We start from the raw sequence: 11,540 nt of genomic DNA, 5'->3' as shown, positions 1-11,540 counted from the left end.
GATCGCGTTTGAGCCAGTCGTCGAGTACATCAAAGATGCCTCTTTCGGTCTGGGCGCGTCCGACTGCGATTGTCATTGCGGTAAAATCCTCTTGCTTGTTAAAAGACCAAGGTTTCTAATTAAAGTTAACATAACTATATATTAGAAGTTCATAAATTTTCAACATAATTAGCGGGAGTTGATACAGAATTGCTATCGGTTAGTCGCGATCGCGCCAGCGAACTGTGACGCACAGGTGGGCGACTTGAATTAAAATTTGGCTTTAAGGCTGTTTAATCTTATGACTGCAAAAACGACGACCTCGATCGATTCTGTCCTGCGCTACGAGGTTTTGGGCTCCCGCCGCTTCAGCAATTACTGGTGGGCGACGGTTGTCAGCATTGGAGGAACGGGTTTCCTGCTGTCGGGCCTTTCCAGCTACTGGCACGTGAACCTGCTGCCTTTTGCTGACCCGACTCAACTCGTTTTCATCCCCCAAGGCATCGCGATGGGTTTCTACGGCGTCTGCGCGCTGCTGTTGGGGCTTTACCTCTGGCTGACTGTTCTCTTGGATGTCGGCGGCGGATACAATGAGTTCGATCGAAAAACCGGTAACATTCGGATCTTTCGCTGGGGATTTCCCGGCAAAAACCGCAAACTTGATTTTACTTGCAAGACATCGGACGTGCAATCTGTGCGGGTGGACATTAAAGAAGGTCTCAGTCCCCGCCGCAGTATTTACCTCAAGCTCAAAGACCGCCGTCAGTTTCCCCTGACTAGAGTCGGACAGCCGATTGCTTTGTCTCAAGTGGAAAATCAAGCTGCCGAATTGGCTCGATTTTTGCAAGTTCCCCTCGAAGGACTTTAGGGATTTTCGCATTGAAGCATTGAAGCAGGGATTTTCGCATTGAAGATTTTCGCATTGAAGATTAGTAATGTGTCGTAGGGTGCGCGCGCAGCGGCGCACATCCCTGGTAAATCGATAAAAAATCTAGGGTGCGCCTCGCCGTGCACCTTACCTGGTTGAGTGAAAGTGAAAATACAAAAGCAAATGCAAATGCAAATCAGAATTCAGCGGTGGTTGTTCTCACTTTTAATAATTGGTGCGCTGTTTGTCGGGGGATGCGGTAGTTCCCCGGCTGCGAACTCAACTCCGACACCGAATCCGGCGTCGGGTGAAAGCATTTCTTTGTCTCCGTCTGCGTCTGTGTCTCCGTCTCCTGCTGCTGTGGCGGCGAGTTCGCAATTTAGCAATTTGCCGCGCTTGACCAAAAAAGCAACGGTGGTGATGACGGTTAAAGGTGCTCCAATTACGATCGAACTCGACGGCACAAACGCCCCAATTACTGCGGGCAATTTTGTCGATTTGGTTCAGAAGGGAGTCTACGACGGGCTGGTATTTCACCGAGTCGTGCGGCAACCTCAGCCTTTTGTAGTTCAGGGTGGCGACCCGCAGAGCAAAGACCCAAAATTCCCTGCTGCGCGGCTGGGAACTGGGGGTTTTATTGACCCGAAAACCTCTGTCGAACGCAGGATTCCTCTGGAAATTAAAGCTAAAGGTGCTTCAAATCCTACTTACAGCCAAACGCTAGAACAAGCTGGGGTTGCCCAGAAACCCGTGTTGATGCACACTCGCGGGGCTGTGGCTATGGCTCGATCGCAGAGTCCTGATTCGGCTTCTTCTCAGTTTTACTTTACTTTGACCGATGTGCCGTTTTTGGACGGTAGCTATGCGGTTTTTGGCTACGTGAAGCAAGGGATGGATGTTATTGATAAGATTGAAGCGGGCGATCGCATTGATAAGGCTACTGTTACTCAGGGTTTGGAAAACTTTAAGGCTGTTAGCTGAAGGTAGTCATTAGTTATCAGTCAGCAGTCATTAGTGAATGGATGTTGTTGTTACTGGAATTGGTCTTGTTTCGAGTTTAGGCACTCTGGAAACTAGCTGGAAAAGACTGTTGGCTGGGGAGTCGGGAATCGATCGGCATCAACCTTTTTTAGAACTTGAACGGCGACCTTTGGCTTTAATTGGCACAAAACCTGCCGATTTAATAACTTTAATTCGGCAGGTTTTAGCAGATGCTTTGCAAGATGCTAATTTGAGTTTGCCTTTGCCTGATTGCGGGATTGCGATCGGTTCGAGCCGCGGATTTCAGGGAAATTTGGAACTTTTGGCAAGAGAAAGAAGTTCGGCAACGAGCACTGTACGGGATTTAACGGATGTAACGGATGGACTGAAGAAGTCCGAGGGAAGAAGGAAGAGAATGCCCAATGCCCGATGCCCCATGCCCCATGCCCAATTCCCAATTCCCGATTCTCAATTTGTGGATTTTTTGCCTCACATGGGGGCGATCGCGGCGGCGAGGGCAATTGGCTCGACGGGGCCTGTGCTGGCGCCGATGGCTGCTTGTGCGACGGGCATACAGTCGATCGCCCGCGCTGTTGATTTAATCCGCACCGGTGAGTGTCAGCGGGCGATCGCAGGTGCTGTAGAAGCGCCAATTACACCGCTGACAGTGGCTGGATTTAACCGGATGGGTGCTTTGGCAAACACTGGCTGCTATCCGTTTGACGAACACCGGGAGGGCTTTGTACTCGGCGAAGGCGGGGCTTTATTTGTATTAGAATCGGCTGATTTGGCAAGCCGTCGCGGCGCTAAAATTTACGGTCGAATTTCGGGTTTTGGGTTGACAAATGATGCTTGTCATGCTAATGCGCCGGAGCTGGGGGGGGAAAGTGCGATCGCGGCGGTAAATCAATGTTTGAAACGCAGCAATTTAGCGGCGGTTGATATAGATTTTATTCACGCTCACGGTACTGCAACTGATTTAAATGACCGACACGAAGCGCTGTTAATTCAGAAATTGTTTCACCGAGGAGTGGCTGTTAGTTCGACTAAGGGGGCTACTGGTCATACTTTGGGAGCTTCGTCCGCTTTGGGCGCGGCTTTTTGTTTGATGGGTATTAAATACCAGATGCTGCCGCCGATCGAGGGCCTGAAAAAACCGGGGTTTGAGTTAGATTTTGTTCGCAGCGCCCGATCGACTCTTGTGAGAAATGCGGTTTGTTTGAGTTTTGGCTTTGGCGGGCAGAATGCTGCGATTGTCTTATCGGGCGATCGTTAATTTTTGGCAGTGAAAGTCGATCGGCATTTAAATCGCAGGAGCTCTCTACAGATATAGCAACCGCCACATCGGGCGCGGACATAAATAACCTCATGAATAGAGCCGATACCCGTACTGCATAAATGGTTTAATTCCCGTACTGTGCAACTGTCAACTGTCCCAGGTCAACTGTCCCAGGTCAACTGTCCACTGTCCCAGGTCAACTGTCAACTGCTATAAAATCTTGTGGGGCGCGTCGGAAAGCTCGATCGCACATCCAATTTAAAGCTCAGAAGCAATATCCTATTTATGTATTTTTGTCAACTAACTGAGAATTTTGGTAAGATGGCGCTGCGGCTGTGCTAGTCTGGCTCTGCATTCCGAGGCTAACTCTTCCCTCACAGCCTGGGATGCCAGAAAATAGAGGCAGATTAAAGCTGTATTGTATTTTATTCACGCACCGATGCCGATCGGCGAAGATAGAAGAAAGAAACTGTTTCAATTAAGCCTCAGGTATTTTCACATGGATCTGGCATCTCATCGATTTATGTCTTATTTTGAACCTCTTCAAGCTGCTCACCTGTGCCAAATAGCTGTATTGGAGAGTTTTGCTGAGGAAACGCTGGTTTTTGAAGAAGGAGAAACAGCGGATTTTTTATATCTAGTTTTAGAAGGTGAAGTCGAGTTTAGCAAGGGGATTGAAAATAATAAATATCAAACTATTGCTGTCGCCGGGCCAGACGATTTTTTTGGCGAGCTCGGAGTTTTAGACGGAGAGCCTCGCAGTGCTAGAGCTGTGGCATTTGGCGGCTCGACTTTGGCAAAAATAGACCGCGAAGAACTGATAGCAACTCTCCAGTTGGCTAAAGGCAGTTCGGTACTGCAAATGTTTAGTTTCATTATTAAAAATTTGCGTTCTACGACAGATCAATATGTTAGCCAGTTCGTACACAAACAAAAAATGGTGTTGGTAGGAGAAATGGTCAGCACAATTATTCACGATTTCAAAAGTCCTTTTACGGGAATTAAACTATCCAGCGAAATGCTCAAAGAAATGCACCCGGATGAGGAAACTCAGGAGTGGTGCGAACTTATTCAATTGCAGGTTCAGCGAATGTTGGGGATGGCTGAGGAAGTGTTGGAATTTTCGCGCGGTAACTCTGCATTAAATAAAAAACCAGTTAATCTCATCCAGACTTTGCAGCAGTTTGAAAAGTTGAACAGAGTTTATTTTGAGGCTGCTAAAGTAGATTTGGTGCTGCGGGTAACAGAAGTGATAGTGGAAGCGGACGAAAATAAGATTTTGCGCGTTTTGCAAAATTTAGTTGGGAATGCTGTTGAAGCTTTTGGCGGACGCGGGGGGCGAGTAGAGATTGCTGTGGGACAAAGTGAGGAGTGGGCAGAAATTAGCATTTACGATAACGGCCCGGGCATTCCGCAGGCAATTAAGGAAAAGTTATTTGAACCTTTTGTCACTTACGGCAAGCGGACTGGTACTGGGTTGGGGACGGCGATTGCTAAGTCAATCGTTGATGCTCACAAAGGGGAAATTACTTATGAGTCGGAAAACCAAAAAGGGACAACTTTTTACATCCGGTTGCCGAAAATCATCAGTTAGCAGAGCGCGTTTAAGCAGGTAGGCGGATATATACTTAGGACTTTCGCACGAAGCCTGAGAAACCTGGTTTATGAGTAAATATCTCGTTAGCAAACAATATTTTTATAAGCAACCGGGTTTAAGAGTGTAAGTCTTAATAATGTGTAACGAGTGGCAGAATCAAGTATAATTGAATTAACGAACTGCTAAAAATCTGATGCCAGTTACTATTCAAACCTTACCCGCAGAAGTTATCGATTTAATTGCCGCAGGCGAAGTGATTGACTCGATCGCCGCTGCGGTACGAGAATTAGTTGAAAATTCTCTGGATGCTGGCGCAACTCGCATCGTTGTTTCTGTTTGGCCCGAACAGTGGCGGGTGCAAGTTGCGGATAACGGTACGGGGATGGATCTGGAAAATTTGCAGCAGGCGGCTTCGCCTCACAGTACGAGCAAAATTACCACGGAAGCTGACCTTTACAAAATTGCTACTTTGGGATTTCGCGGGGAAGCTTTGCACAGTTTGGCTCAGTTGGGCTGTTTGGAGGTTTTGAGCAGGCCCAACGATTTGGGATTGGGCGATTTTTGGGAAAATCGAGAGTCTGCGGAAACCCCCCCCAGCCCCCCCTTGTTAAGGGGGGGAGTTGAGAAGTCATCGTTTAATCAGGGGGGAACCCAAAATGCTCGATCGGGCTGGCGGGTGGTTTACAACAACGCAGGCGTTGCTGTGGAGGTGGAAACAGCGGCGATCGCTCCGGGTACGGTAGTCACTGTTGCTGATTTGTTTGGCAATTGGCCTGTGCGCCGCAGTTTTTTGACGCCGGCACAGCAAATGCGATCGATCCAATCCATCCTTCAGCAAATTGCTATTTGTCACCCGCACGTAAATTGGCAGTTGCGTCAAGGAAATACGCCTTGTTTTTACGTAAGTTCGGCCAGCACAGCGGAACTAATTTTGCCTCAATTTGTGCGGGGCGTGCGAGCGAGCGATTTGCAGTATTTAAAGTTAGATTGGCCGGCGAGTCCCCAAAATCAGAAAGCAGGAAATTTTTTGGTAGAAACTCAACTTGTGGGAGCTACAATCGGGCACAATTATCAATTACCAGTGGCCAATTCCCAATTACCTGTTACCAATTCCCAGTCTTTGGAGTTGGTAATTGGTTTGCCCGATCGCTGTCACCGCTCTCGGCCGGATTGGGTTAAGGTGGCAGTAAATCGGCGGGTTGTGCGATCGCCCGAATTAGAGCAAACTATTCTCAGCGCCTTCGCCCGCACTTGTGGGCGCGATCGCTATCCCGTGTGTTTTGTACACCTGCAACTCTCCCCCTCGGAAATCGACTGGAACCGCCACCCGGCTAAAGTGGAAATTTATCTGCACGATCCGAGTTTTTGGCAAGAACAAGTTGGCGCTGCAATCGATCGCGCTTTGCACCTGAATGATGAAGTTTTGCCCGCTCCTCCAATTCCCGATCGCGTGGGACAGTTGTTGAAAGCATCGGAACAAAAAAGTGCTTACAGTGTGGGGGCTTCGGCTCGTGAGAATGATGGTGGCGGCCGAGAGGCAAAAGGTCGTAAAATAGGATTGATGGAACTGAGGGCGATCGCACAAGTTCACAATACTTACATTGTTGCAGAACACTCCAGCGGAATGTGGTTGGTGGAACAGCACATCGCTCACGAGCGCGTTTTGTACGAGCAATTGTGCGCGGCTTGGCAGCTAAAATCTCTCGAAAAACCAGTGATTCTCAGTCAATTATCTGCCCTGCAAATTGAGAATTTGTCGCGCTTGGGTTTGGAAGTAGAAACTTTTGGCGAACAGCTATGGGCCGCGCGGGAAGTTCCTGAATTATTAGCCTCGCGAGATGACTGTGCGGATGCGCTTTTTGAACTCAGTAAAGTCGCTGATTTGCAAGCGGCTCAAGTTGCTACTGCTTGTCGCAGCGCTATTCGCAACGGTACTCCTCTCAATCTTGTGGAAATGCAAAATTTGTTGAATGAATGGCAGCAAACTCGCAATCCGCGCACCTGTCCCCACGGTCGCCCGATCTATTTTGCTTTGGAAGAATCGACTTTGGCTCGCATTTTCCGCCGCAGTTGGGTGATTGGGAAAAGTCACGGGATTTAAGAGTTTAAATTTAACATTTAAGGGTAAGATATTTAGCGTTCAATCTACATAGAAGTATTTTTATTGAACCGCTATGAAAAATATTGCAATTCTTTCGATTGTGTTGAATGTTGTTTTGCTATCTATTATCTTAATCTACGCAGGGAAGCGAGGATATTTGGGCAGAATTTTGGTAATGGCGAATGCAAATTATCTAGAAGTGCCGACGGATACGCTGAGTTCTCAGTCTTGGTGGCAAAATGAGGTGAAATATCAAGTTGGTGTTACTCAGAATACACAAATAAAAACTTGTTTTTTTGGAGATTCGATCACTTCGATGCTGGGGAATAATCTGGGTGACAATTCTTTCAATTTTGCGATCTCTGGCATGACTGCGATTTCTCAGTTGGAACAGCTTAAGTTTTTAACTGCTGCTCAAGTTAAGTGCGATCGCGCGATTGTTGCTCTCGGGACAAATGATGCTATTTACAGAAGTATGGAGGGACAATTTGTGAAAAATATGCGCCAAATAATTAGCACTGTGAAAAAAGATATGGGGGCGAAACAGGTGATTTTGGTGCCAGCTTTTTATTCCACTATTGAGGCCAGTCGCGATCTTACTGTTGCTGCTCCAATTCCGAGAGTCGATCGGTTTAATCAGTTGATCGGCCAGGTTGCTGCTGCTGAAAATTTATCAATAGATGAAGCTGGTTTGCAGCCGTTATTTGAAGGTAAAGCTTTGAAGGCTACTTTGACTTCGGATGGCGTTCACCTCAATGCTGATGGCAAAAAAATCTATCGTGAAGCTTTATTAAAAATAGTGGCTTTTTTAGATAAAAAAAAATAAATTGTTTTTTATAACCATTTCCATCGAGATTGCCCAGTCACTCAAATGAGTGTCACTCTTTTGTGTGACTTATCGCAAAGTGGGCCAATGCTCAATACAGTTCACTTAAGACCGATCCCCCCTAACCCCCCTTAAAAAAGGGGGGAAAAGAAAGCTCTTAAAGTCAACCCCTACTCCCCTACAACCAGGGGGATGCTGCAAGGGAGCTCCGAGTATAAGGATTCGATCGTGAACCGTATTGAGCCAATGCTCAATTCTCGAATGCTTGTTTAAAAGGCGAACGAATCGTTAAATTTCGTTAAATTCCATTGCAAAGCTATCCCAAATATCCTCGAAGTTGGGTTCGTCGCGCATACTGAAAGAATCAACCATATACCAATTCTTTCAGAAGGAAATCTTTAAAAATAATGGATGGCGATAAATGCCAAAAATCGGGTTGTACGGGAACGATCGAGGATGGCTATTGTGATGTCTGCGGCATGGCTGCCGTTAAAACCGCTGAACGGCTGCTTTCCTCCCCTCTCCCCACTGCATCGAACGCAAGCATATCCAGAACCAATTCACCCACAGCCAGTACGCCGACGGGTTCATCCTCCGCCAGCAGCCGCAGTTCCCGGCGCACGGGTAGCACTTCTAGAAGCAGCCGCAAACAATTGGGTGCGGGATTGGTGTCAATTCCGGAACTCCCTTCCACTGAACCGGAAAAAGCGCTGCTTGCAGAAGCCGTAGTCCCAGAAAACAAACGCTTCTGTTCCAGTTGCAACAACGCTTTACGTCGAGAAAAAGGGTTTTGTCCGAAGTGCGGCCATAAGTATTCCTTCGTTCCCAGCCTCAAACCAGGCGATCGCGCGATCGACCAGTACGAAGTCAAAGGTGCGATCGCCTACGGGGGACTCGGCTGGATCTATTTGGGATTTGATAGGAGTCTGTCGCGCTATGTCGTCCTTAAGGGGTTACTCAATACGGAGGACGAAGCCAGTGCCGCCGTCGCTGTAGCCGAACGCCAATTCCTCGCCTCTGTCAAACACGCCAACATCGTTGGGATTTACAACTTCGTCAATCACCTCAACGAAGGCTTCATCATTATGGAGTACGTTGGAGGTCAGACGCTCAAGGAGATTCGCAAGACGCGCGGCCCCTTACCCGTTGCTGAAGCGATCGCCTACATTCACCGCATTCTCGGTGCTTTTGCCTACCTGCACGCTCAAGGTTTAGTCTACTGCGACTTCAAACCGGATAACGTCATGCTCGAAAGCAATGACGTGAAACTGATCGATATGGGTGGGGTGCGGCGCATTGACGACTTAGATGGGGACATCTACGGAACGGTGGGGTACAGCGCACCGGAAGCAGGAGAAGGGCCCACTGTCGTCTCGGATTTATTCACGATCGGCCGCACCCTCGCCGTCTTGGTGACGAACATTTCCGGCTTTAGCAAAGAACACCAGTACACCCTCCCCAGTCCGCAAGAAGAGCCGCTATTTGCCAAGCAAGAATCCCTCTATCGCTTCTTGCTCAAAGCCACGGCGTACAACGCTGACGATCGCTTCGAGTCGGCCCAGGAAATGGCCGATCGATTGTTGGGGGTGTTGCGGGAAGTGGTAGCACTGGAAACAAATACGCCGCATCCGGCTGCCAGTAGCCTTTTCGGCTCGGATATGCTGGGGCTGACGGCATCTTCAAATTTTGAACCGATTGGCGCGGACTTCCGACAGTTGCCCGTACCGACGATCGATAGCAACGATCCAGCTTTTAACGCGGTATTGAATGCCCAAGCGATCGCCGATCCCGTACAGCGTCAGGTGAATTTGGAGCAGGTGGTGCAGCAGTATCCCAACTCTCGCGAAGCCTTATTCCGACTGGCTGACAGCGCGATCGAGATTCGCCGCTATCCGGCCGCCGAAACGGCGCTGACGCAAGCCGAACAACTCGATGCTTGGGATTGGCGCGTGCGTTGGTATCGCGGTCGATTGCTGCTGGCGCGGGGTCACGCACAACAGGCAAAGGAACAGTTCGATCGCGTTTACTCGGAACTGCCGGGGGAACTGGCTCCTCAATTGGCACTGGCGCTGGCGGCGGAGTTGGCAGGCGATCGCCAGCAGGCCGTTAGACTGTACGATCGCGTGTGTCGGACTGACCCCAGTTACGTCAGCGCGACGTTTGGCTTGGCCAGGTGTTTGAGTGCTACAGGCGATCGTCAGGGGGCGGTGCAGGCGTTGCAACGAGTGCCGCAAACCTCGAATTTGTACGTGCGATCGCGGGTGGAAACGGCGCGGATGCTGATCGATCGAAAACATACCGCACCGGGAGCCAAGGAGTTGAGCCTAGCAGCCGCGACGCTCGAAGCCTTAACGCTCGAAGGCATGGAGCGACATCGCTTGACGAAACAGCTTTTAGAAACGGCGCTAGGATCGATCGCTTCGCAAGCGATTCAGCCATCGGCGATCGTCCTTTTAGGTCATCAACTGCAAGAAGTTGAGCTGAGAAAAGGGTTAGAAAAAGCCTTGCGCGCCATGGCACATTTATCCACGGGAGCGGAAAAGATTCGTTTGGTTGATGAGGCGAATCGGGTGCGTCCCAGAACGTGGTTGTAGGAGAGCTGGCGAATGGAATTCACGCCTGCGCGGACTCAGGAATTTTTAACCTGTGCAGGCAGGTTTTACTCCTGTAGTCGCGGTTTGAACCGCCATATTTTCTTGTTACTTATGCTTTTTTAAGACCCAATTATGCAATGTCCCAACTGTGAAGCTTTAGTTCAAACAGACGATCGCTTTTGCGAAGAATGCGGTACGCCACTCGCCAATTCATCTGTCAATGTCACTGAAAATTCGACGAAACTATGCAAGAAATGCGGCGCGGCACCAGAGGCGATCGATGCAGATGGATACTGTTCGGTTTGTGGGTTCAAGAATGAACGCCGGCAAGTCCGAGAAACCGATCGCATGGAAGTGAATCTTCAGCCTAATTTCGCGGGCGCGAGCGATCGGGGATTGAGACACGAACGCAATGAAGATTACTTGGCTTGTGCGGTAATAGAAACCAGTAATACCTACATTGCGATCGCCTGCGATGGGGTGTCGAGTTCTCAGTTTCCCGACTTAGCATCGAAAGCGGCGGCAGAAGGTGCCAGAGATGCCATTGTCACGGCTCTGCAACAACATCTTTCCCCAGAAACAGCTCTCGAACAGGGAATCGCTGCCGCACTCAATGCAGTCTGTGTGATTCCTCACAGGAGTTTGAATCAAGATGCACCTTCGACGACCATTGTAGCCGCGGTCGTGCAAAATTCAACAGCGACAATTGCTTGGTTGGGGGATAGTCGCGCCTACTGGCTCGATCGGGAAAATTCCCAACTGCTGACGCGAGATGATTCTTGGTTTAACGAAATTGTTACATCGGGACAAATGAGCGCAGCCGAAGCTAGCAAGTCCGATAAAGCTCATGCCATTACGCGCTGGCTGGGTGTGGATGCTAAAGAGGATGCGAGTCCTTCGATCGTGCAGTTTCCAATTCCCGGTTCTGGATATTTGTTACTCTGTACGGATGGATTGTGGAATTATGCACCCGACGCGCCACAACTCGCCGATCTAGTCAAGGGCAATGCTTCAGAAGATGCGATCGGCATTTCGCGCCATCTCGTAGAATTTGCTCGCTCTTGTGGCGGCCGAGATAACATTACTGTCACCCTGTTAGTCGTTTGAGGATAATATTATAAGAAGGAAGAAGGAAGTTCGGCTTCCGTTGCGCCGTGTACGGGATGTAACGGATTTCAACAGTTGACAGTTGACAGTTGACAGTTGACAGTTTGAAAGCGACCTCTACCTAGAAGTCCGAGGATTGGAGTAATGAATAGTCTGATTTTAATTTCTCCCTCACTCGCGAGAGGCTTTCAACCAATTCTTTCTGGTA

At 49.0% G+C, this 11,540-nt stretch carries 8 protein-coding genes; all 8 read left to right on the top strand.

Annotated elements, in window-relative coordinates; all coding sequences use genetic code 11:
- Window positions 1–280: 280 nt before the first annotated feature.
- A complete protein-coding gene (locus QUB63_RS34525; protein ID WP_332949897.1) occupies window positions 281–847 on the top strand; it encodes a photosystem I assembly protein Ycf4 in 567 nt (188 codons plus the stop codon).
- 183 nt (window positions 848–1,030) lie between these two features.
- Window positions 1,031–1,828, top strand: a complete 798-nt coding sequence (locus QUB63_RS34520) for a peptidylprolyl isomerase (RefSeq protein ID WP_442921796.1) — start codon at window positions 1,031–1,033, stop codon at window positions 1,826–1,828.
- Between the two features lie 37 nt (window positions 1,829–1,865).
- Window positions 1,866–3,104, top strand: a complete 1,239-nt coding sequence (locus tag QUB63_RS34515; protein WP_332949895.1) for a beta-ketoacyl synthase N-terminal-like domain-containing protein — start codon at window positions 1,866–1,868, stop codon at window positions 3,102–3,104.
- A gap of 502 nt (window positions 3,105–3,606) precedes the next feature.
- Window positions 3,607–4,701 carry an ATP-binding protein gene (locus tag QUB63_RS34510; RefSeq protein ID WP_332949898.1) on the top strand — a complete coding sequence of 365 codons (1,095 nt, stop codon included), beginning with the start codon at window positions 3,607–3,609 and terminating at the stop codon, window positions 4,699–4,701.
- Between the two features lie 196 nt (window positions 4,702–4,897).
- Entirely contained in the window at window positions 4,898–6,805 is a 1,908-nt protein-coding gene (gene mutL / locus QUB63_RS34505) for a DNA mismatch repair endonuclease MutL (protein WP_332949894.1), read from the top strand.
- 73 nt (window positions 6,806–6,878) lie between these two features.
- On the top strand, window positions 6,879–7,631 hold the full coding sequence (locus QUB63_RS34500) for an SGNH/GDSL hydrolase family protein (RefSeq protein WP_332949893.1): 753 nt from the start codon (window positions 6,879–6,881) through the stop codon (window positions 7,629–7,631).
- A gap of 407 nt (window positions 7,632–8,038) precedes the next feature.
- Window positions 8,039–10,225, top strand: coding sequence for a serine/threonine-protein kinase (locus QUB63_RS34495; RefSeq protein ID WP_332949892.1), 2,187 nt, complete (start codon window positions 8,039–8,041; stop codon window positions 10,223–10,225).
- 132 nt (window positions 10,226–10,357) lie between these two features.
- A complete protein-coding gene (locus QUB63_RS34490; protein WP_332949891.1) occupies window positions 10,358–11,332 on the top strand; it encodes a PP2C family serine/threonine-protein phosphatase in 975 nt (324 codons plus the stop codon).
- Window positions 11,333–11,540 lie beyond the last annotated feature (208 nt).

The sequence above is a fragment of the Microcoleus sp. ARI1-B5 genome (assembly GCF_036705795.1).
Lineage (GTDB): Bacteria > Cyanobacteriota > Cyanobacteriia > Cyanobacteriales > Microcoleaceae > Microcoleus.
The sequence above is the reverse complement of the archived record's forward strand: the minus strand, read 5'-3'. Positions and strand labels throughout refer to the sequence as shown.

What these genes read in the sequence shown, in the direction of transcription:
- QUB63_RS34510 (WP_332949898.1), top strand. Translation starts at nt 3,607, where the DNA reads ATGGATCTGGCATCTCATCGATTTATGTCTTATTTTGAACCTCTTCAA.
- mutL (WP_332949894.1), top strand. Translation starts at nt 4,898, where the DNA reads ATGCCAGTTACTATTCAAACCTTACCCGCAGAAGTTATCGATTTAATT.
- QUB63_RS34515 (WP_332949895.1), top strand. Translation starts at nt 1,866, where the DNA reads ATGGATGTTGTTGTTACTGGAATTGGTCTTGTTTCGAGTTTAGGCACT.
- QUB63_RS34520 (WP_442921796.1), top strand. Translation starts at nt 1,031, where the DNA reads ATGCAAATGCAAATCAGAATTCAGCGGTGGTTGTTCTCACTTTTAATA.
- QUB63_RS34525 (WP_332949897.1), top strand. Translation starts at nt 281, where the DNA reads ATGACTGCAAAAACGACGACCTCGATCGATTCTGTCCTGCGCTACGAG.
- QUB63_RS34495 (WP_332949892.1), top strand. Translation starts at nt 8,039, where the DNA reads ATGGATGGCGATAAATGCCAAAAATCGGGTTGTACGGGAACGATCGAG.
- QUB63_RS34490 (WP_332949891.1), top strand. Translation starts at nt 10,358, where the DNA reads ATGCAATGTCCCAACTGTGAAGCTTTAGTTCAAACAGACGATCGCTTT.
- QUB63_RS34500 (WP_332949893.1), top strand. Translation starts at nt 6,879, where the DNA reads ATGAAAAATATTGCAATTCTTTCGATTGTGTTGAATGTTGTTTTGCTA.